The 21,004-nt window shown below is 46.7% G+C and carries 17 protein-coding genes; 15 read left to right on the top strand and 2 right to left on the bottom strand.

The genetic code is table 11. From position 1 onward, the window contains the following. Positions 1-117: 117 nt before the first annotated feature. Complete coding sequence (gene gltA / locus ABY802_RS01285) at positions 118-1,401, bottom strand: citrate synthase (RefSeq protein ID WP_372625194.1); 1,284 nt, start codon at positions 1,399-1,401, stop codon at positions 118-120. Positions 1,402-1,770: 369 nt separating this feature from the next. On the opposite strand from gltA, the gene sdhC reads away from it, so the two are divergent. From sdhC to glnS, 12 genes are all read left to right on the top strand, one after another. Beyond that, positions 1,771-2,148 (top strand): succinate dehydrogenase, cytochrome b556 subunit, encoded by a 378-nt coding sequence (gene sdhC / locus ABY802_RS01280; protein WP_372625193.1) that lies wholly within the window; start codon positions 1,771-1,773, stop codon positions 2,146-2,148. Then, entirely contained in the window at positions 2,139-2,486 is a 348-nt protein-coding gene (gene sdhD, locus ABY802_RS01275; RefSeq protein WP_372625192.1) for a succinate dehydrogenase, hydrophobic membrane anchor protein, read from the top strand. The genes sdhC and sdhD overlap by 10 nt, the downstream gene beginning before the upstream one ends. Then, complete coding sequence (gene sdhA / locus ABY802_RS01270; protein ID WP_372625191.1) at positions 2,487-4,259, top strand: succinate dehydrogenase flavoprotein subunit; 1,773 nt, start codon at positions 2,487-2,489, stop codon at positions 4,257-4,259. It begins immediately after the preceding gene. Positions 4,260-4,271: 12 nt separating this feature from the next. After that, positions 4,272-4,988 carry a succinate dehydrogenase iron-sulfur subunit gene (locus ABY802_RS01265; protein ID WP_372625190.1) on the top strand — a complete coding sequence of 239 codons (717 nt, stop codon included), beginning with the start codon at positions 4,272-4,274 and terminating at the stop codon, positions 4,986-4,988. A gap of 103 nt (positions 4,989-5,091) precedes the next feature. Beyond that, a complete protein-coding gene (locus ABY802_RS01260) occupies positions 5,092-7,902 on the top strand; it encodes a 2-oxoglutarate dehydrogenase E1 component (RefSeq protein WP_372625189.1) in 2,811 nt (936 codons plus the stop codon). Between the two features lie 66 nt (positions 7,903-7,968). Beyond that, the gene (odhB, locus tag ABY802_RS01255; RefSeq protein ID WP_372625188.1) at positions 7,969-9,219 is read left to right on the top strand and encodes a 2-oxoglutarate dehydrogenase complex dihydrolipoyllysine-residue succinyltransferase; all 1,251 of its coding nucleotides are present in this window, start codon (positions 7,969-7,971) and stop codon (positions 9,217-9,219) included. Between the two features lie 147 nt (positions 9,220-9,366). Continuing rightward, complete coding sequence (gene sucC, locus ABY802_RS01250) at positions 9,367-10,533, top strand: ADP-forming succinate--CoA ligase subunit beta (protein WP_372625187.1); 1,167 nt, start codon at positions 9,367-9,369, stop codon at positions 10,531-10,533. A 10-nt stretch (positions 10,534-10,543) separates the two neighbouring features. Continuing rightward, positions 10,544-11,416, top strand: coding sequence for a succinate--CoA ligase subunit alpha (gene sucD / locus ABY802_RS01245; RefSeq protein WP_290610667.1), 873 nt, complete (start codon positions 10,544-10,546; stop codon positions 11,414-11,416). Between the two features lie 217 nt (positions 11,417-11,633). Further along, entirely contained in the window at positions 11,634-14,603 is a 2,970-nt protein-coding gene (locus ABY802_RS01240; protein ID WP_372625186.1) for a TonB-dependent receptor domain-containing protein, read from the top strand. Positions 14,604-14,744: 141 nt separating this feature from the next. Then, on the top strand, positions 14,745-15,533 hold the full coding sequence (locus tag ABY802_RS01235) for a hypothetical protein (protein WP_372625185.1): 789 nt from the start codon (positions 14,745-14,747) through the stop codon (positions 15,531-15,533). 32 nt (positions 15,534-15,565) lie between these two features. Continuing rightward, positions 15,566-17,194, top strand: a complete 1,629-nt coding sequence (locus tag ABY802_RS01230; RefSeq protein ID WP_372625184.1) for a tryptophan halogenase family protein — start codon at positions 15,566-15,568, stop codon at positions 17,192-17,194. A 132-nt stretch (positions 17,195-17,326) separates the two neighbouring features. Continuing rightward, positions 17,327-18,991: a glutamine--tRNA ligase gene (gene glnS / locus ABY802_RS01225; RefSeq protein ID WP_372625183.1), complete on the top strand. Its 1,665-nt coding sequence runs from the start codon at positions 17,327-17,329 to the stop codon at positions 18,989-18,991. A gap of 88 nt (positions 18,992-19,079) precedes the next feature. Here glnS and ABY802_RS01220 read toward each other — a convergent pair whose 3' ends face one another. Further along, positions 19,080-19,274, bottom strand: coding sequence for a DUF3185 family protein (locus ABY802_RS01220; protein WP_097109843.1), 195 nt, complete (start codon positions 19,272-19,274; stop codon positions 19,080-19,082). 174 nt (positions 19,275-19,448) lie between these two features. On the opposite strand from ABY802_RS01220, the gene ABY802_RS01215 reads away from it, so the two are divergent. From ABY802_RS01215 to ABY802_RS01205, 3 genes are read left to right on the top strand one after another with little or no spacing between them, the layout of a single operon-like run. Continuing rightward, positions 19,449-20,072, top strand: coding sequence for a LysE family translocator (locus ABY802_RS01215; RefSeq protein ID WP_372625182.1), 624 nt, complete (start codon positions 19,449-19,451; stop codon positions 20,070-20,072). A gap of 19 nt (positions 20,073-20,091) precedes the next feature. Continuing rightward, a complete protein-coding gene (locus ABY802_RS01210) occupies positions 20,092-20,625 on the top strand; it encodes a hypothetical protein (protein WP_372625181.1) in 534 nt (177 codons plus the stop codon). After that, positions 20,619-20,987, top strand: coding sequence for a hypothetical protein (locus ABY802_RS01205; RefSeq protein ID WP_372625180.1), 369 nt, complete (start codon positions 20,619-20,621; stop codon positions 20,985-20,987). The genes ABY802_RS01210 and ABY802_RS01205 overlap by 7 nt, the downstream gene beginning before the upstream one ends. Positions 20,988-21,004: the final 17 nt, after the last annotated feature.

Genomic DNA, 21,004 nt, shown 5'->3' with positions numbered 1-21,004 from the left:
GAAGATTAATATGTTATGCGAATTGTCGGTTGTGTCGGAGAAGATAGCAAGGTTACAGGCTGACTTTGAGCCATAAAAAAAAGCGGCGAAGATCGCCGCTTTTTAACGTAGTAACGATTAGCGTTGGCCAAGCTTTTTAAAGTCGCGGCTGGCATAACCGGTGTAAAGCTGGCGTGGACGGCCAATTTTATGGCCTTTTTCACCCAGCATCTCATCCCAGTGAGAAATCCAGCCAACGGTGCGTGACATCGCAAAAATCACCGTAAACATACTGGTGGGAATACCAATAGCTTTTAAAATGATACCGCTGTAAAAATCAACGTTGGGATACAATTTCTTCTCAATAAAGTAGGAATCTTCCAGTGCAATTCGCTCTAACTCCATTGCCACATCTAACAACGGGTCTTTAATATTGAGCTCTTTTAATACTTCGTGGCAGGTATCGCGCATGACTTTCGCGCGCGGGTCAAAATTCTTGTAAACCCGGTGACCAAAACCCATCAGGCGGAAGCTATCGTTCTTATCCTTGGCCCGGGCAACAAATTCCGGTATCCGCTCGACAGAGCCAATTTGCTGTAACATTTTCAGACAGGCTTCATTGGCACCGCCATGGGCAGGGCCCCATAATGATGCAACACCGGCAGCAATACAGGCATAAGGATTAGCACCTGAAGAACCCGCCAGCCTTACTGTTGATGTTGAAGCGTTTTGTTCATGGTCTGCATGCAACATAAAAATCCGGTCCATGGCTTTGGCCAGAATAGGACTCACTTTATATTCTTCTGCAGGCACTGAAAACATCATATGTAAGAAGTTTTCAGAATAGCTCAGGTCGTTGCGTGGATGCACAAACGGCTGGCCAACTGTGTACTTATAAGCCATTGCTGAGATCGTAGGCAACTTGGCAATTAAGCGATGTGCGCTACGCTTACGCTGCTGTGGGTCATTAATATCTAAATCAGAATGATAGAAAGACGACAGCGCGCCGACGACGCCACACAGCATGGCCATAGGATGCGCATCTACCCTGAAACCCTGGAAAAATGAAGCAATTTTTTCATGAACCATGGTGTGGCGGGTAATGGTGGTAACGAAATCAGTATATTGTTCTTTCTTCGGCAACTCGCCTTCAAGTAACAAATAGCATAGTTCAAGATAGTCTGAATGTTCAGCAAGTTGCTCAATCGGGTAACCACGATGCAGTAATACGCCGTTATCGCCGTCGATGTAGGTGATTTTAGATTCGCAGGAGCCCGTTGCCATAAAGCCCGGGTCAAATGTGAAATAACCTTGCTGCCCGAGCGTACGAACGTCAATTACGTCAGTACCAGCCGTGCCAGAATAAATTGGTAATTCAAATGACTTACCATCAATCTGCACGACGGCCTTTTTATCTGCCATTGGATTTCTCCTAATTGTTGTAGTTTCGGATTCTTAAGGGTATTGCACCTATTCTACTCGCAAACTGCCCCTATAAGTCAATTTTAATGCGTATTTGCTTAATAAGTATTCGACTCTAGTAGTATTGTAACCACCCCCCAAGTGTGTAATGTTTCGTATGCGGAATTTTCCGACTAAAATCAAACAAAAATTGTAATGAGCGGCTATGAAATATATACTATTGCCGGCGTAAAATCAGTTCACCAGTCAGATAGTTTTTGTTGAACCAGCTTGAGCAAAAATGAGTATATCGATAACGGCGGGTGGCTGTTTCTACAGCACCTAAAACAACAACTAAGGCTCTGTACGAGCATCGATAGGCAAGAAACTGTGAAAAAGCAAAGACCAGTAAATCTAGATTTATCAACGATCTCTCTACCTGCTGCAGCCAAAGCGTCGATTTTGCATCGTGTTACCGGTGTAGCAATGTTCTTCGCGCTTGTGTTCGTTATCTGGGCATGGGCTTATTCATTGCAAAGCCAGGCAAGCTTTGATTATGTGCAGTCTCTGATGACCTCGCATCTGGCGAAGTTCATCGCCCTGGGTACCATTTCTGTGCTTATCTATCACCTGTTGGCAGGGTTAAGACACCTGGTAATGGATATGGGGCACTGGGAAGAGCTTAAATCAGGCACCTTAAGCGCTAATGTCGTTATGGGTTTATGGATAGTATTGTCAGTTCTGGCAGGAGTATGGTTATGGTTCTGAATCAGGCAAGCTTAAAACGTAATGGTATTGAGGATTACGTCTCATTACGTGCTACCGCCGTAGTGCTGGCGTTGTATACCGTTTTTATTCTTGGTTTTTTCTTAGTAACTCCGGTGGTTACTTTTGAAGTCTGGCAGGGCTTGTTTGCCAATATGGCAATGAAAGTGTTTACCTTGCTGGCGTTGATCTCGATTGCCGTGCATACGCGTATAGGCTTGTGGCAGGTACTGACTGATTATGTGAAATCAGCCCGACTACGTGCCATTTTGCAATTCTTCCTTTACGCACTGGCCTTTGGTTATGTCGCGGTCGGCTTATTTGTGTTGTGGGGTGCTTAAGTGAATATTCCAGTAAGAGAGTTTGACGCCATTGTAATTGGTGCCGGTGGTGCAGGTATGCGTGCGGCGTTACAAATTACCGAGTCAGGGTTAACCTGCGCATTGTTATCAAAAGTGTTTCCTACCCGTTCACATACTGTATCTGCTCAGGGCGGTATTACTGTAGCATTGGGTAACAGCCATGAAGATAACTGGGAATGGCATATGTTCGACACCGTTAAAGGATCGGATTATATTGGTGACCAGGATGCTATTGAATACATGTGCAAAACAGGTCCTGAAGCAATTACTGAATTGGAGAATTTAGGGCTGCCGTTCTCTCGTTTTGAAAATGGTCGGGTTTATCAGCGTCCTTTTGGTGGACAATCAAAGAATTTTGGTGGTGAACAAGCTGCTCGGACAGCCGCTGCAGCTGACCGTACTGGTCATGCCTTGTTGCATCTTCTGTACCAACAAAACGTTAAAAACCGAACGCAGGTTTTCTCTGAATGGTACGCCTTAGACCTGGTAAAAAACCAAGACGGTACCATTGTCGGTTGTACTGCAATTGATATTGAATCTGGTGAAATTGTCTACTTCAAAGCGAAAGCAACCGTGTTGGCAACGGGCGGGGCAGGACGTATTTATGCCTCTACCACAAATGCCCACATCAATACTGGCGACGGTATAGGTATGGCGATGCGTGCTGGTGTGCCACTGCAAGATATGGAAATGTGGCAATTTCACCCAACCGGTATTGCTGGTGCAGGTTCTCTGGTAACAGAAGGCTGTCGTGGTGAAGGTGGTTATTTATTGAATAAAGACGGCGAGCGCTTTATGGAGCGTTACGCGCCCAATGCTAAAGACTTAGCCGGTCGTGATGTTGTCGCGCGAGCGATGATGACTGAGATCCGCGAGGGTCGTGGTTGCGATGGTCCTTGGGGTGTACACCTTAAACTAAAACTTGACCATCTCGGTGAAGAAGTGTTGGAAAGTCGCTTACCGGGTGTTTGTGAGTTGTCCAGAACCTTTGCTCATGTTGATCCGGTGAAAGAACCTATTCCAGTTATTCCAACTTGCCATTATATGATGGGTGGTATTCCAACTAACGTTCATGGCCAGGTAATTACGCCCAAAGCAGATGGTTCTGAATCGGTTGTTGCCGGGCTGTTTGCCTGTGGTGAAATAGCGTGTGTATCAGTTCATGGTGCTAACCGCTTGGGCGGCAACTCGCTACTTGATTTGGTTGTGTTTGGTCGAGCGACTGGTCTACATTTAGGTGAAGCCCTGGCGGCAACAACCGAAGCACGTGCCGCATCTGAATCAGATTTAGAGGCTGCCTTGGCGCGGACCAAGCGCTGGGAAGATTCTAAAGCTGGCCAGGGTGAAGACCCGGTGCAAATTAAGAAAGATTTGCAGCAGTGTATGCAGCTTAACTTCTCGGTGTTCCGTGAAGGCGCAGCAATGGCTGAAGGTTTAGAACAGTTAAAGGAAATCCGTGAGCGGATTAAATTTGCACGTCTTGACGATAAAAGCTCAGATTTTAATACCATGCGCATTGAGTGCTTAGAGCTTGATAACCTGATGGAAACAGCATACTCAACGGCTGCATCAGCCAATTTCCGTATGGAAAGTCGTGGTGCTCACTCACGTTCAGATTTCCCAGAGCGTGATGATGAAAATTGGTTGTGTCATAGCGTCTATCTGCCGGAAGACGAATCGTTATTTAAGCGCAAAGTAAACATGGATCCTAAGTTCCGTGAAGCTTTCCCGCCTAAAGCACGTAATTATTAAGAGGGCTCAGCGATGAAGAAGTTAGTTATTTCCGTGTATCGTTACAACCCTGACGTTGATGCAGCGCCACGGATGCAGGACTACACACTGGATAACCCGGAAGGTCGGGATATGATGGTGTTAGACGCGTTGTTGAAATTAAAAGAGCAAGATCCTACGCTATCATTCCGTCGTAGCTGTCGTGAAGGTGTTTGCGGTTCGGATGGCTTTAACATTAATGGTAAAAATGGCTTAGGGTGTATCACGCCATTATCTGCCGCCGGATTAAAAGGCGGAAAACTGGTTATCCGTCCTTTACCTGGTTTGCCGGTAATCCGCGATCTGGTTATTGATATGAGCCAGTTTTATACACAGTATGAAAAAGTGAAGCCATATTTGATCAATGATGATCTGCCTCCTGCTGGCGAGCATTTGCAGTCACCGGAAGATCGCGCTAAGTTAGATGGTCTTTACGAGTGTATTCTTTGCGCATGTTGCTCAACGTCTTGCCCGTCATTCTGGTGGAACCCAGATAAGTTTATCGGTCCGGCAGGTTTATTACATGCCTATCGGTTCTTAGCGGATAGTCGGGATACGGCTACTGAGCAGCGATTGAATGACTTAGACGATGCCTTTAGCGTATTCCGCTGTCATGGCATTATGAATTGTGTAAACGTTTGTCCGAAGGGCTTAAACCCAACTAAAGCTATTGGCCAGATAAAATCGATGTTGTTAAACCGGGCGCTGTAATGCGCCCTTATTTTAGTTAATATTTAAAAACCGGCCATTTCGCCAGCGAAGTGACGGTTTTTTTGCTACTTTTTTCCAGGTGCTCAGAAATAAGGGAAACTAAATGCACGAAGGTGTAATGAAGGCGTGGTTAGAGTCTTCACATCTTGGCGGTGGTAACATGGCCTATGTGGATGAACTCTATGAATCCTACCTAGCAGAGCCCACCAGTGTTGGTGACGAATGGCGTGAATTTTTCGCCGGTTTGCCAAAAATCGATGGGGTCGATCTTGAAACTCGACACGCTGACGTACGTCAGCAGTTTGCCGATTTAGCCCGTAACAAACACCGTGAAGTGGTGGTTGTTAACAGTGGTAGCGCTACTGACACTCGTCAGGTTAAAGTGCTGCAACTTATCAATTCTTATCGTTTCCGTGGTCATCAACATGCAAACCTTGACCCGTTAAATTTATGGAAACAGCCAAGAGTTCGTGACCTTGAACTGTCGTTTCATGACTTATCTGAAGCTGATTACGATACCGAGTTCAATGTTGGATCATTCGCTAGTGGTCAGGAAACCATGAAATTAGGCGATTTGCATAAAGCACTGGAGAAAACCTACTGCGGTTCTATCGGCGCTGAGTATATGCATATCGTCTCTACCGACGAGAAACGCTGGATCCAGCAACGACTTGAAGGCACCCAATCTACTTCAGTATTTGATAAAGAAACCCGGCTTGGTATTTTAAAAGGCCTGGTGGCAGCAGATGGCCTGGAAAAATATTTAGGTTCTAAGTTTCCGGGAGCTAAGCGTTTTGGCCTGGAAGGTGGCGACGCCATGATCCCGATGCTAAAAGCCATGATACATCGTGCTGGCGAGCAGGGAGCGAAAGACTCTGTTATTGGCATGGCCCACCGTGGTCGCCTGAATACGTTAATTAACGTTCTGGGTAAAAACCCTTCTACCTTGTTTGACGAATTTGCCGGCAAATATGAAGTGGTGGGCGCCGGTGATGTTAAATACCATATGGGTTTTTCATCTGATTTTGCGACCAAAGGCGGTAATGTCCATTTGGCATTAGCGTTTAACCCGTCTCATCTGGAAATTGTTAACCCGGTGGTGATTGGCTCAGTGCGCGCCAGACTGGATCGTCGTGGTTGTACTGATGGTTCTCTGGCATTGCCTATTACCATTCATGGTGATTCTGCCTTTGCCGGTCAGGGTGTTGTGGCTGAAACTTTTAATATTTCGCAAACCCGAGCTTTCAAAGTAGGTGGCACGGTGCGGGTGGTCATTAACAACCAGGTAGGCTTTACCACCTCTAACCCGGAAGATACCCGTTCCACTCCTTATTGCACCGATATTGCCAAGATGGTGTTGGCGCCTATTTTCCACGTTAACGGCGATGATCCGGAAGCAGTGGTGTTTGTAGCGCAATTAGCAGTCGATTATCGTAATACATTTAAACGTGACGTCGTTATCGATTTATTTTGTTACCGGCGTAATGGCCACAATGAGTCTGACGAGCCAAATGCGACTCAGCCATTGATGTATCAAAAAATTAAGAAACATCCAACGCCACGCGAGATTTACGCAAAGAAACTAGTCGATGAAGGCGTATGCACCGAAGATGACATTAAAGCGTTAATTAACGATTATCGTGATGCGCTGGATAAAGGCGATTGTGTGGTTGATGAGTGGCAGCCAATGAGCGAGCCGTCGGTCGACTGGACGCCGTTTCTGGGCCATGACTGGGATGCAACCTACGACGCTAGCATGGCGGTAGAAAAGCTGGTGGCGCTGGGTGAAAAAGCTATCCACGTACCTGATAGTGTTACCTTACAACGCCAGGTAAACCGTGTTTATGAAGACCGGGCACTGATGCTGACTGGCGAGAAGAAGATCGATTGGGGTATGGCTGAAATTCTTGCCTATGCCGCAACGGTAGCTGATGGTAACCGGATCCGCTTTGTTGGCCAGGATTCCGGCCGTGGTACCTTCTTTCATCGTCATGCCGTATTACACAATCAGGATGATGGCAGTACTTACACACCGTTGACTAAAATCAGCGATGAGCAGGGGCCATTTCAGATTTTTGATTCTGCGTTATCAGAAGAAGCAGTACTGGCTATTGAATACGGCTATGCGACAGCTGAACCGCGGGCGATGGTGATCTGGGAGGCGCAGTTCGGTGATTTTGCTAACGGTGCTCAGGTGGTTATCGATCAGTTCTTAAGTTCTGGTGAACAGAAATGGGGCCGTTTGTGTGGCCTGACCTTATTATTGCCACACGGGTATGAAGGGCAGGGCCCGGAGCACTCATCCGCACGGTTAGAGCGCTTCTTGCAGTTATGTGCAGATCATAATATGCAGGTTTGTGTGCCGACGACCCCAGCACAGGTATTTAATATGCTGCGCCGGCAAATGGTACGGCCAATGCGCCGGCCGTTAATTGTTATGTCACCAAAATCCTTGTTGCGTCATCCTCAGGCGACTTCATCGCTCGAAGAACTGGCCTGCGGCAAGTTCCTTAACGTTATTGGTGAGATTGACGACATCAAACCAGACGCGGTAAAACGCGTTATATTCTGCAGTGGCAAAGTATACTACGAACTGCTTGAAGAGCGTCGCAAACGTGAGCAGATTGACGTTGCTATTGTTCGGGTAGAGCAGTTATATCCGTTCCCCCGGGAAGAGTTGATGGACGTGCTTAGTCAGTATCAGCATGTAACCGATTTTGTCTGGTGTCAGGAAGAACCGCAAAATCAGGGCGCCTGGTACTGCAGTCAGCACCATTTCCGCTCTGCTATTCCTAAAGATGGCTATTTAAGTTATGCCGGACGTGAAGCATCATCGTCACCTGCGGTAGGATATCTGTCGGTACACAATAAGCAGCAGCAGGCTTTGGTCAACGACGCACTGAGCATTAAATAATACATTGACCGGCCCGGTTAGCGGGCTGGTTAAACGAAAAAAGACTAACCGGTAAAAGGTGAAAAAGTGGAAATTAAAGTACCCGTACTTCCAGAATCTGTTGCTGATGCAACCATCGCCACCTGGCACGTTAAAGCAGGCGAAGCCGTAACACGCGATCAGGTATTAGTTGATATTGAAACCGACAAAGTGGTACTTGAAGTCGCTGCCCAGGCTGATGGCGTCATGGGTGAAATTATTCATGATACCGGTGCGACCGTTTCTGCAGAAGAAGTGATCGGTAAGATGGAAGCCGGCGGCTCGGCAGAGAAAAAAGAAGATTCGTCAGATAAGAAAGACGATGCTGGCGATAACAAAAAATCAGCGACAGAGGGCAAAGATGCTCAGGCATCCACAAAATCAGAAGCAAAATCTGATGACAAAGCAGATGATAGTAATGATGATGCCTTAAGCCCGTCAGTGCGCCGGATGATTTCAGAAAAAGGTTTAGACGCCAGCAAAATTAAAGGCTCAGGCAAAAACGGCCGGGTTACTAAAGAAGACGTTGAAAAATTTGTTGCAGACAGCAGCAAAAAGCCTGCAACTAGCAGCTCAACTACGTCAGCCGTTGCCGGCGATCGCAGCCAGAAGCGCGTACCCATGACTCGGTTGCGCAAGACGATAGCCAACCGTTTGTTGCAAGCGAAAAACTCCACGGCAATGTTAACGACGTTTAACGAAGTGAACATGAAGCCGATTATGGACCTGCGTAAGCAATATCAGGACGTGTTTGAAAAGCGCCATGGTATTCGTCTGGGCTTTATGTCGTTCTATGTTAAAGCAGTGACCGAAGCCCTGAAACGCTTCCCTGAAGTTAATGCAGCAATTGATGGCGATGACATTGTTTATCACAACTACTTTGATGTCAGTATCGCGGTATCAACGCCACGTGGTCTGGTAACGCCGGTATTACGTGACTGCGACAAAATGAACCTGGCCGAAATTGAAAAAGCCATTAAAGACTTAGCGTTAAAAGGCCGTGATGGCAAGTTAGCGATGGACGATTTAACCGGTGGTAACTTTACTATTACTAATGGTGGTGTATTTGGCTCGTTAATGTCTACTCCCATTATTAACCCGCCACAGTCCGCTATTCTGGGAATGCATAAAATTCAGGACCGGGTAATGGTGGTTGATGGCAAGATGGAAATTTTGCCAATGATGTATCTGGCATTGTCTTACGATCACCGGATCATTGACGGAAAAGAGTCGGTAGGTTTCCTGGTAACCATTAAAGAATTACTGGAAGATCCAACCCGTATTTTACTGGATATCTGATTATTCAGAAAAAGTGCAAGAAAATGCTGTTGTTTTAGGACAACAGCATTTTGTATTTCGCCGGTTGGCACTATAATATGCGCCGATCGAAACATCAGGCTGCACCATAACGGGCAGCTTCCATATTCAAATGAACGGAAAATAGCCATGAATTTGCACGAGTATCAGGGTAAGCAACTGTTTGCCCAATATGGTTTGCCTGTATCTAAAGGCATCGCCGCAGCTACGGTAGAAGAAGCGGTAGCAGCTGCAGATAAAATCGGCGGCGATATGTTTGTTGTCAAAGCACAAGTTCACGCTGGCGGTCGCGGTAAAGCGGGCGGCGTTAAACTGGTTAAGAGCAAAGAAGACATCAAAGCATTCGCGGAAAAGTGGCTTGGTAAAAACCTGGTTACGTATCAGACAGACGAGAAGGGTCAGCCTGTCAGCCGTATTTTGGTTGAACCTTGTACAGATATTGCTCAGGAATTGTATCTGGGCGCTGTGGTTGATCGCGCTTCACGTCGTATCGTGTTTATGGCCTCTACTGAAGGCGGCGTTGAAATTGAAACGGTTGCCCACGAAACCCCGGAAAAAATCTTAAAAGCGGCTATCGACCCGTTGGTTGGCGCTCAGCCATACCAGGGCCGTGACCTGGCGTTTAAACTGGGTCTGGAAGGCAAGCAAGTTAACCAGTTCGTGAAAATTTTCATGGGTCTGGCTAAATTGTTCCAGGAAAAAGACCTGGCGTTATTAGAAGTTAACCCGCTGGTTATTACGCCTGCCGGTGATTTGCACTGTTTAGATGCCAAACTGGTTATCGATGGCAATGCGTTATACCGTCACCCTGATTTAAAAGCAATGCAAGACCCATCACAAGAAGATCCACGTGAAGCCCACGCGGCATCATGGGAGCTGAACTATGTCGCCTTAGGTGGTGATATCGGTTGTATGGTTAACGGTGCAGGCTTGGCGATGGGTACGATGGATATCGTTAAGCTGCATGGTGGTAAGCCGGCTAACTTCCTGGACGTTGGTGGTGGTGCTACCAAAGAGCGTGTTGTTGAAGCCTTTAAAATTATCCTGTCTGATGATGCTGTTAAAGCAGTATTTATTAACATTTTTGGCGGTATCGTTCGTTGCGATATGATTGCTGAAGGTGTTATTGGCGCGGTGAAAGAAGTTGGCGTTAAAGTACCGGTAGTGGTACGTCTGCAGGGCAATAATGCAGAAGTTGGTGCTAAAGTGCTGTCTGAAAGCGGCCTGAATATCATCGCTGATACAGACCTGACCAGTGCTGCCAAGCAAGTGGTTGCAGCAGCGGCTAAGGCATAAGGGGTAACGAATGAGCGTATTAATTAATAAAGATACCAAAGTAATTTGTCAGGGTTTTACCGGTGCTCAGGGCACCTTTCACTCTGAACAAGCTATCGCATACGGTACCAAGATGGTTGGTGGCGTAACACCGGGTAAAGGCGGTCAGACTCATTTAGGTTTGCCTGTTTTTAACACGGTTCAGGAAGCCGTAGATGCAACAGGCGCTACTGCATCTGTTATTTATGTACCGGCAGCATTTTGTAAAGACTCTATTCTGGAAGCGGCAAACAGCGGCATTCAGTTAATCGTCTGTATTACTGAAGGCATTCCAACACTTGATATGTTAGATGCTAAAGTAAAATGTGATGAATTAGGCGTAATCCTGATTGGTCCTAACTGTCCGGGTGTTATCACACCGGGTGAATGTAAAATTGGTATTATGCCAGGCCACATTCATAAACCAGGTCGGGTCGGTATCGTTTCACGTTCAGGCACCCTGACGTATGAAGCGGTTAAGCAAACTACCGATCACGGTTTTGGTCAGTCTACCTGTGTTGGTATCGGTGGTGACCCAATCCCAGGTTCTAACTTTATCGACATTCTGAAGTTGTTCCAGGAAGATCCGAAAACTGAAGCTATCGTCATGATAGGTGAAATCGGCGGTTCTGCAGAAGAAGAAGCAGCAGCCTATATTAAAGAGCACGTAACTAAGCCTGTAGTATCTTACATCGCCGGTGTTACCGCGCCTGCCGGTAAGCGCATGGGCCATGCCGGCGCTATTATCTCTGGTGGTAAAGGCACCGCAGATGAAAAGTTTGCTGCGCTGGAAGATGCCGGTGTTAAGACGGTGAAAAGCTTAGCCGATATTGGTCAGGCGTTAAAAGAAGTTACTGGCTGGTAAGCTTGTAGCGAAAAGAACCAAAAAAACCGCCAGTTGGCGGTTTTTTTTATGCACATAAATATCGGCACAGACTGTTAAAATCAGAGTAAACGGACATTTTTGATTGCATTTCATTTTTGAGCCACTAGTATAGATTCAGATTGCGGTTGAACTTTGACAACAATGTCTTGTCTGTCGCCGCCTTACAACATAATAAAAATCTATTCAGGAAGCTCTTATGAAAAACGTTGCTCCAATTATCAGGAAGAAGCCACTGTCACTGGCTGTCAGTTGCGTGCTGGCGTCATCCATGTTTAGCCTGCAGGCGCAGGACCAAAGCGTTGAAACAGAAAAAGCCGAAGAGAAAACCGAACGTATTCAGGTCGTCGGTTCACGGATCAGAACCGATGGTCTGGATCAGGCTCAACCAATTGAAGTGATTAGCGCCAGTGCTGCGGCCAGTCAGGGTATCAATAACCTTGCTGAATTATTACGTAACTCTACCGTGGCTGCTGGTTCAAACCAGATCACTGCGGCGGCATCTACTGCTTTTGTGACTGAAGGCGGTACCGGTTCAGAAAGTATTTCACTGCGTGGTTTAGGTGCTAACCGTACTCTTGTTCTATTAAACGGTCGTCGGGCAGGCCCCGCCGGTACCCGTGGTCAGGTATCTTCTTTTGATCCAAACGTGCTGCCATTATCGGCAATTGACCGGATTGAAATCTTAAAAGACGGTGCTTCATCGTTATACGGCTCTGACGCCGTTGCTGGTGTTATTAACATTATTACCAAAAAAGGCGATGAAAGTTCGGTTAATTTTAACACTTCACAACCAAGCGAAAGCGGTGGTGAAAACTATCAGCTAAATGGTACTTTTGGCAGGACTTTTGGCCGCGGTTCATTCCGGGTGGTGGGTGATTATAAAAAGCAACAAGAATTAGCACAGGGCCAACGCAGTTTCTTTAATTGCGCCGAGCGTTATATCTTTGATCCGGCAACCGGTGAGCGCGCCGACCCGATTGATCCACGTACCGGCAGTTATCACTGTAGTGATTTACCTTGGGGCCACGTCTGGTTATATGACTACCAAGGAGCCGGTGGCAACGTGCCACCCGGCGCGTTGGCACAGTATGATTACGATGGTAATTTAGGTAATTTTATTCCGGGTTTTGCCACCGACCCAAGCAACCCTGATTTCCTGGTCGCGCCGCCTGGTTGGTTCCCGGTAGCATACGACCGCGCTTCAGACGCAGTGACTAATTCTGACCATCCATTCCAGGATCGTGAAACATTAATTCCGGAATCTGAATTAATTACCGCCTATGCTCAGGGTGATTACGAGTTAAGTGATAGCGTTATGCTGTACGGTGAGGCGCTATTAAACCGCCGGACAACCACCACTAACGGTTATCGGCAGTTCTGGAGTTACAAATATAATGAAGACTTTTTCGCTGGTGACCCGTTAAGCGCCGGCTGGACCGGTGCCCAGTGGTTAAGTCCAACGCCTATTACTGATCATTCGGGTGAAAAAATTACCGTGGATTACCGTCGTTTTGTACTGGGTTTAAATGGTGACTTTGGTAACTGGTTCTGGGATCTGTCTTATCAGGACAGCCATAGTGATGGCGAGTATCAATCCAAGTTAATCTATGAAGATGCCATATCGCCTTATAACTTTGCCTCTGGTTCCTGTGTTGGTGAAGTTACCCCAATTCGTGGTGTGGATTGTGTCGATGTACCTTGGTTAGATCCGCAGTTCCTGGCCGGCAATATCACCGGTGAGGTACGGGATTTCCTGTTTGGTGAGCAAACCGGTAACACCGTTTATAAACAACAGTCGCTGGAAGGTTATATCACCGGTGATTTATTTGAACTGCCGGCAGGCCCAATTGGTTTGGCAGTAGGTGCCAGCTATCAGCGTGACTCTATAAAAGATACCCCGGGTGCAGAAACCCTGCGCGACAATACCTGGGGTCAGACTTCAGCCGGTATTACAGAAGGTAAACACAATACCAAGGCAGTATTTACTGAACTACAAATCCCATTCCTGCGTGATATGCCATTTGTTGAAGCCCTGGATTTCACTGTTTCAGGTCGTTATACCGATGTATCTTCTTACGGCAGTGATTACACCTATAAAGTGGGCGCGAACTGGCAGATTGGCCAGGGCTTCCGCTTGCGGGCATCTCGTGGTTCGTCATTCCGCTCGCCAGCATTATATGAGCTGTATCTGAATAACCAAACCAGTTTTGTTGGTCAACGATCGATTGACCCTTGTATTAGATGGGGTGAAGGTTTAGCTGCGGGTACTACTAGCGAAATCGTTGCAGATAACTGTGCGGCTGATGGCATACCGGCAGATTTCGGTGGCGGTGCTATTTCCGCTACCGTTACCACTGGTGGTGGGGCTGGTCAGCTAGAAGCTGAGACTTCAGTAGCTAAGACCGTTGGTCTGGTGTGGATCCCCGAGTTTACTGATAACTTCAGTGCCTCAATCGATTACTTTGATATTCAGATCACTGGTGAAGTCGATAGCTTATCCGCAGGCGAGATAGTTGGTAATTGTTATTTTTCAGAAACATTTAGTACAGAACCCCTTTGTACCCAGTTTGATCGTGACCCGGTTGATTTAAGAATTACTGATGTGCGAGGTGGCTATTTAAATATCGCTACCCAGATTAATCGAGGTTATGACTTAACTTTGGGCTATAAAGTTGATACCCCAATTGGTCAGTTATTTGCTACTTACCAGCATACCCGTCAGTTAGAAGCCTCAAAGCAACTGTTTGCTACCAGTGAACCAATTGATAGAACTGGCGAGTTTGGTAGTCCAAAAGATGTGGGTAATTTGACGGTCGCTCTGGAATATGAAGACTGGACCTTTAACTGGACAGCTCGATACATTGGTGAAGTGTCTAACTATACCCGTTATGGACGTGGTGACTATCGTGATACCGGTGAGTATCGTGATGATGAAGTTAAACTGGTCTTACACTCAGATGCGGTAATTTATCATGCCTTCTCGGTAACCAAAGACTTCTCTGATGCCGGTGTTGATGTCACCTTTGGCGTGGCTAACGCCTTTGATAAAGAGCCACCAAAAGTGAGTGGTATCGGTGGTGTGACCCGGCTGGGCACCTCGGCGTTCTACAGTCAGTATGACTGGTTAGGACGTCGGCTGTTCTTAAACGCGTCATACTCGTTTTAAGTTAAGTTCGATGTAGCTAAAAAAATGCCGACGTAAGTCGGCATTTTTATTTACTTAGCATGCTAAAAAAGTTAAAAACCTTGTAAGGCTTTGCCCTTCAGTTCTTTGTGGGTAAAAGTGAAATATAAAAAAGAGATTAACATGCCAACAATCCGCGCTAAACCTGACACATTAAACGAGATTAATGCCAATTATCAGCAGTCTGAACTTCAAAGACCGGTATTTTTAAACTCTGTACCAAAGTGCGGCACGCATTTGTTAAAAAATATTTTCAGAATGTTTGTACCGGTAGCGCAGCAGTATGATAAACAATTTATTCAGATCCCGATTTTACATCAGCATTTGGCCGCATTCAGTTCTACGCAACCCAAGCTCAGCTGGGGCCATTTGTTGTTCTCCGACAGCTCAGCCATTGCGCTGAAAAATGTCCGGCAAATTGTCATTGTCCGTGACCCGTATGATTGGGTATTGGCACGGGCCCGGTTTTTTCTGTCTGATACTTTTCAAGGCTCGATGGATCACTTAAAAGGTGGCAAAGTATCTATTGAGCAAATGCTGAATATGATGATTTTTGGTATTTACCAGAAAGCGCCAACCTTAAATGAAATTTATACTCATAATGCGGTGGCCTGGCTCGGTACCGGCAGTAAGTTAGTGCGCTTCGAAGACGTTATTTCACATTTGAAAAAACTGGATACGCCGCAGGCCGAAGCCTTTTTTACGGATTTGCTGCAACCACTGGGTTTAGCTGAGTTACCGGCAGATTGGCGTGAACGGGTGTTAGCCGGCGCCGATAAAGAACAAAGCGGTACCTACCGCGAAAATCTGGCCGGACAAAAAGTGGAGTTACCTGCGGTATTACCCGATATGCAAAAGCAATTGGTTGAATATGCCGCGCCGGGGTTGCGCCGTTTACTGGGTTACTATTAAAAATATAATAAGCAATAAGTGGTGGAAGCGTAATGCAGCAACGTAAAGTACTGATTGTCGGTGGTGGTTCAGCCGGCTGGATGACCGCAGCCTATCTTAACGGTGCTTTGAATAAGCAGGGTACCGAGCAGAATGTCTTGATTGAATTGCTGGAATCACCCGATATTCCAAGAATTTCGGTAGGCGAGGCTACTATACCGTCTATGCGCCATTTGCTGGCGGTAGTTGGGGTGGACGAGCTGGAGTTTATGAAAGCGACCGATGCCACCTTTAAGCAATCTATAAAGTATTGTAATTGGGTAGATAACGACAACAGTTTTTACCATCATCCGTTTACCAGTATGCGGGTGCAACCTATAGACAGAGCGGGCAGTGACTGGCTGAAAAGTGATCGCAGCATTCCGTTTATGGAAACCTGCTCGGCCCAACCTATTATTTGTGAAATGGGCCTGGCGCCGCTGATGCTGGGTAAATGGGATATGGGGTCCCGTTTAAACTATGCCTACCATATGAATGCCCAGAAATTTGCTGACTATCTGCGTGATTTTTCTACCGCCCGCGGGGTGGTGCATACCCTGGCAAACTTAACTGATGTCGAGATGCAAGGTGCAGATAAAATCGTCGCGGTGACCACCGATCAGCAACAGCGGCTTAGCGCTGACTTATTTGTTGATTGTACTGGTTTTAAAGCCAAGCTGATTGAAGAAAAAATGCATGTTGGCTTTGAAGATTGCTCGCAATGGTTGTTGTGCGATCGCGCTATAACCATGCACATACCCTATGACAAGTTTTATCCTGGAATGATCAGGCCATATACCACGGCCACAGCATTATCCGCAGGTTGGATCTGGGATATCCCGATGCAAAATCAGCGTTCAGTCGGCTATGTCCATTCCAGCAAGTTTATCAGTGTTGAGCAAGCTGAACAGGAGATGCGGGCTTATCAGGGGCCGGGTACTGAACAGCTGAAAGCAAGAGTTGTGGATTTTAAAGTGGGCCGCCGTCAGGGCAACTGGCAGGGAAATTGCGTGGCCATTGGTTTATCGGGGGGCTTTATTGAGCCTCTGGAATCGACCGGTTTATACTTAAGTGATTTGGGTGCTGTACTGCTGGCAGAGCATTTTCCGTATGATGATCAGGATATGGAAATACTGACGGGTCGGTATAACCGGTTAATGGCCAACCGTTTTTGTGAAATCCTTGATTTTATCAATATGCACTACTGCATGACCAAGCGCACAGATACCGCGTTTTGGCGTGAAGTACAAAAACCAGAACGGATAACTGAACGTTTAAAAGCTAAGCTGGCGTACTGGCGAATTAAACCACCCAGTGCCCATGATTTTCAGGATCAATGGTATCCCGGTATGACAACAACGGTAAATAGTGGTACTGCAACAGCAGATAACCGGGCGGCCATTGATACCGGTGGATTATGGAACCATGAAAGCTATGAGTGTATTTTGTATGGCATGGGCTTTTTAGAGCAGGAATGCAAAGAGCGCTACGGCGCGCAACGGCCACCTAGCGGCGTACACCCCGCTATTATTCAGCGTTTGCAAATGGCCAGGCAAAAGCTGCCACCTCATGCCATCTGGTTAAACCGGGTGTTGGGTATGCCAGCATACCAAACTGCATACCGGCCTAAAGGCTGGGTGTAGCAGGTTATACTCCGGACAATCTTGGTGCTGGTTGGTTTTTTGCTAAACTGGCAATAGCTACTGCTAATAGCAGTGTTATAATGCCGTCCATTACTTTTTTCTTTAGCTGTTTTAACAAGGACATTTTTCATTATGGCGGACGTTGAACATCGCCCCAGTAATTTTATCCGGCAAATTATCGATGCTGACTTAGCCAGTGGCAAACATAGCGCGGTACAGACTCGTTTTCCACCCGAGCCCAACGGTTTTTTACACATTGGTCATGCCAAATCTATTTGTTTAAATTTCGGTATTGCCAAGGATTATCAGGGGCAATGTAATTTACGTTTTGACGATACCAACCCTGAGAAAGAGAATATCGACTTCGTTAATTCTATTCAACAGGACGTAAACTGGCTGGGTTTTGAATGGAGTGGCGAGGTCCGTTATTCATCAGATTACTTTGATGCCTTGCATGATTTTGCGGTTGAGTTAATCAGCAAAGGCCTGGCTTATGTGTGTTTTCTTAACAATGAGCAGATGCGTGAGTATCGTGGCAATTTAACTCAGCCTGGTAAAAATAGTCCAACCCGTGATACCTCGATAGATGAGAATCTGGCACTGTTTGCTAAAATGCGCGCCGGCGGCTTTAAAGAAGGTGAATGCTCGTTGCGCGCCAAAATTGATATGAGCTCCAGCTTTATGTGTATGCGCGATCCGGTGATTTACCGGGTGAAATTTGCGCATCACCATCAAACCGGCGATAAGTGGTGCATTTACCCAATGTACGACTTTACCCATTGTATTTCGGATGCGCTGGAAGGGATCACCCATTCGCTCTGTACCCTGGAATTCCAGGATAACCGCCGCCTGTACGACTGGATCCTGGATAACATCTCGATAAATTGCCATCCGCAGCAAATTGAATTTTCCAGGCTCAATCTTGAATACGCGGTAATGAGTAAGCGTAAACTGCAAACCCTGGTTGAAAAACAGGTGGTGAGCGGTTGGGATGACCCCCGGATGCCAACAATAGCCGGCCTGCGCCGCCGCGGTTACACGCCAGCTGCAATCCGTGAGTTTGCCAAACGTATTGGTGTTACCAAACAAGACAACGTCATTGAAATGAGCGCGCTGGAAGCCTGTATCCGCGAAGATTTAGATGCGGCTGCGCCACGGGCAATGGCCGTATTAGACCCACTTAAGGTAACCATCACCAATTACCCGGCTGATGGCATAGAGTGGCTTGATGGCCCAAACCATCCCAAAGATGACACTATGGGCATTCGCAAGTTGCCGTTTGGGCCTGTTGTGTACATCGACAAGGCTGATTTTCGCGAAGAAGCTAATAAAAAATACAAACGGCTGGTGCTGGGCAGCGATGTGCGCTTGCGTAATGCCTATGTTATTCATGCAGATGAGGTAATGAAAGATGCCGAAGGTAATATTACAGAGCTTAAATGCAGCTATCTGCCGGAAACGTTAGGTGAAAACCCGGCCGATGGCCGCAAAGTGCGCGGGGTAATTCACTGGGTCGAAGCGGGCAATGCTATTCCGGCAGAGTTTCGGGTGTACGACCGGTTATTCAGTGTGGCAAACCCAGCGGCAGAAGAAGACTTCTTAACAGTTATTAACCCACAATCGTTAGTAGTTAAACACGGTTTTGCCGAGCCATCTTTAGCCACTGCAGTGGTTGAGCGGGCGTTTCAATTTGAGCGTGAAGGCTATTATTGTGCTGATCTTGACTCTGCCAGCGATAAACTGGTGTTTAACCGCACCGTGGGTTTACGCGATAGCTGGGGTAACGCTGACGAATAAGCGCTAAAATAGTGTTGTTGAAATAATAAAGGCCACGAGTGTGGCCTTTATTATTTATAGCGAGATGTTTACAACCCAGAGTAGGTTTTTATTTTTTCAGTAGTACACCAATACCAATAATAGCCGCCAGGCCACCCGCAACCAGATACCAGACCGCGTTATCGGTCGGGCTACCAGTAACAAACTCGGTAACTTCGGAAGCCGCCGAGTTATAAGCGTTGTAACCAAAATAAAGCAGCACTGCACCCACAACTAATAACGCTAAACCAATAATTTTATTCATATCGTTCTCCTTTGTTATCCACACCAGTCTAGCTAATAATTTAATGAATGCAAATCAGTATGTTATTTAAGTTAAGAAAATGAGAAATTAAGTTGATCCTGATAAATTTCGTTATTGGTACAGCGAGTCTGATATCATCAGCACAGACGCTGAATCGCTTAATTGAGGCCATATATGGAATTATTTCTGGCAGTGCTTTTTTTTGCATTTTCCACCACTATTACTCCCGGCCCTAATAATGTGATGATAATGTCATCCGGGGTAAATTATGGTATCAAACAAAGTGTGCCACACTGGCTGGGCATTTGTTTTGGCTTTCCGTTGATGGTGCTTTTGGTCGGCTTAGGATTTGGCGTGATATTTGACCGCTATCCACATTTGCATCAGTTAATTAAAATAGCGGGCACCCTATACTTAATATGGCTAGCCTGGCGCATTGCCAGTGCCCGACCTGAGACAATCGCCACTGGCCAAAGTAAGCCCTTTACTTTTTTACAAGCTGCATTGTTTCAATGGGTTAACGGTAAGGCCTGGGTTATGGCCTCAGGTGCAGTCGCTGCATTCACTTCAGTTACCGGCGTTTACTGGTGGCAGGTAGCCATGATTACCCTGGCTTTTTTAATGATGGCGTTTCCGTGCGTTGGCGTTTGGCTGGTATTTGGTGCCGGTTTGCGCAAAGTGCTGACAAAGCCGTTGTTTCAGCGCATTTTTAATATGTTTATGGGATCTATCTTGTTGCTATCTGTATTGCCTGTTATTGCACAAATCTGGCGCTATTACTTCACAGCGGCAAGTTAAGGCTGTTAAGGTAACCGTTATGAACGGGTCTGAAGAGAAAATAAAACTGGAGCATGAGGCCGCCCGGATTTTTATGCGTCGGTATCAGCAGCGCTTTGGCATTAAGATGCGCCATATCTGGCACAATGAACCCGCCAGACCCGATGTGTCATGCTACTATGAAAATACTAAGCTGGATTTAGAAATTGCCCACCTGTATGGCAGCGAAGTCGAGGCCATGCACATTCTGGGCAGGGCAATTAGCGCAGAAACGCATCGTGAACTGATGGCGCTGTTGCGAACGCCACCAGAGCACCGTTTACTAACTGCCCTGAACCGGATTATCAGCAGCAAGGCACAAAAGCATTATCAAAGTGACAATGTCTGGTTGGTGATCCGCAATGCTAATCCATTATGGACTCGGGAGGACATGCTGTCACACTGCGATAAATTGTGTATGCCGAAGTCCCACCCTTTTAAGCAAATCTGGCTGGTGGGCGATATGGCGGGGGAGTCGGGTATCCTGCCGTTATATCCGGCGGCGTTGCGTCAGCAAGAGGAGGAGCAATGCTAAATTTTTATCATGTTCTGGCCCGTAAACTAAAACCATTACAACCGTTATGGTTACTGCTGGCACTGGCTAGCCTGGTGTGGCTGGGTTATTTATTGTTGCTGGCGCCGGTGGCACTGAGTCAGCGCTGGCAGTTGACTGCAACGGTTTGTTTCGCGTTTTCGCTTAATGTCATGTTATTAACCTTACTGTTTGCAGAGCCGGCAACGGCTGGCGTTGCCACCGATTTCTGGGGCCGGCTGCTAAACCGGTTGCGTTATGCCGGGCGCTATCTACTTGGCTGCCTGGTTAGCGTGCTTTTTCTGCTCATCGTATGGCTGTTTCTGCGTATCGCACTGGGTATAATAGTGCCACTACTTTTTTAAACCAGTTGGCAGGGCGA

Source organism: Arsukibacterium sp. (assembly GCF_041616895.1).
Classification (GTDB): domain Bacteria; phylum Pseudomonadota; class Gammaproteobacteria; order Enterobacterales; family Alteromonadaceae; genus Alishewanella.
This window is presented reverse-complemented; position numbering and strand designations above follow the sequence as displayed.

Excerpts from the sequence above, each read along its gene's own strand:
- ABY802_RS01260 (WP_372625189.1), top strand. The coding sequence starts at position 5,092 with ATGCACGAAGGTGTAATGAAGGCGTGGTTAGAGTCTTCACATCTTGGC.
- ABY802_RS01205 (WP_372625180.1), top strand. The coding sequence starts at position 20,619 with ATGCTAAATTTTTATCATGTTCTGGCCCGTAAACTAAAACCATTACAA.
- ABY802_RS01240 (WP_372625186.1), top strand. The coding sequence starts at position 11,634 with ATGAAAAACGTTGCTCCAATTATCAGGAAGAAGCCACTGTCACTGGCT.
- ABY802_RS01265 (WP_372625190.1), top strand. The coding sequence starts at position 4,272 with ATGAAGAAGTTAGTTATTTCCGTGTATCGTTACAACCCTGACGTTGAT.
- sdhD (WP_372625192.1), top strand. The coding sequence starts at position 2,139 with ATGGTTCTGAATCAGGCAAGCTTAAAACGTAATGGTATTGAGGATTAC.
- glnS (WP_372625183.1), top strand. The coding sequence starts at position 17,327 with ATGGCGGACGTTGAACATCGCCCCAGTAATTTTATCCGGCAAATTATC.
- ABY802_RS01215 (WP_372625182.1), top strand. The coding sequence starts at position 19,449 with ATGGAATTATTTCTGGCAGTGCTTTTTTTTGCATTTTCCACCACTATT.
- ABY802_RS01210 (WP_372625181.1), top strand. The coding sequence starts at position 20,092 with ATGAACGGGTCTGAAGAGAAAATAAAACTGGAGCATGAGGCCGCCCGG.
- ABY802_RS01235 (WP_372625185.1), top strand. The coding sequence starts at position 14,745 with ATGCCAACAATCCGCGCTAAACCTGACACATTAAACGAGATTAATGCC.
- sucC (WP_372625187.1), top strand. The coding sequence starts at position 9,367 with ATGAATTTGCACGAGTATCAGGGTAAGCAACTGTTTGCCCAATATGGT.
- ABY802_RS01220 (WP_097109843.1), bottom strand. The coding sequence starts at position 19,274 with ATGAATAAAATTATTGGTTTAGCGTTATTAGTTGTGGGTGCAGTGCTG.
- ABY802_RS01230 (WP_372625184.1), top strand. The coding sequence starts at position 15,566 with ATGCAGCAACGTAAAGTACTGATTGTCGGTGGTGGTTCAGCCGGCTGG.
- sucD (WP_290610667.1), top strand. The coding sequence starts at position 10,544 with ATGAGCGTATTAATTAATAAAGATACCAAAGTAATTTGTCAGGGTTTT.
- gltA (WP_372625194.1), bottom strand. The coding sequence starts at position 1,401 with ATGGCAGATAAAAAGGCCGTCGTGCAGATTGATGGTAAGTCATTTGAA.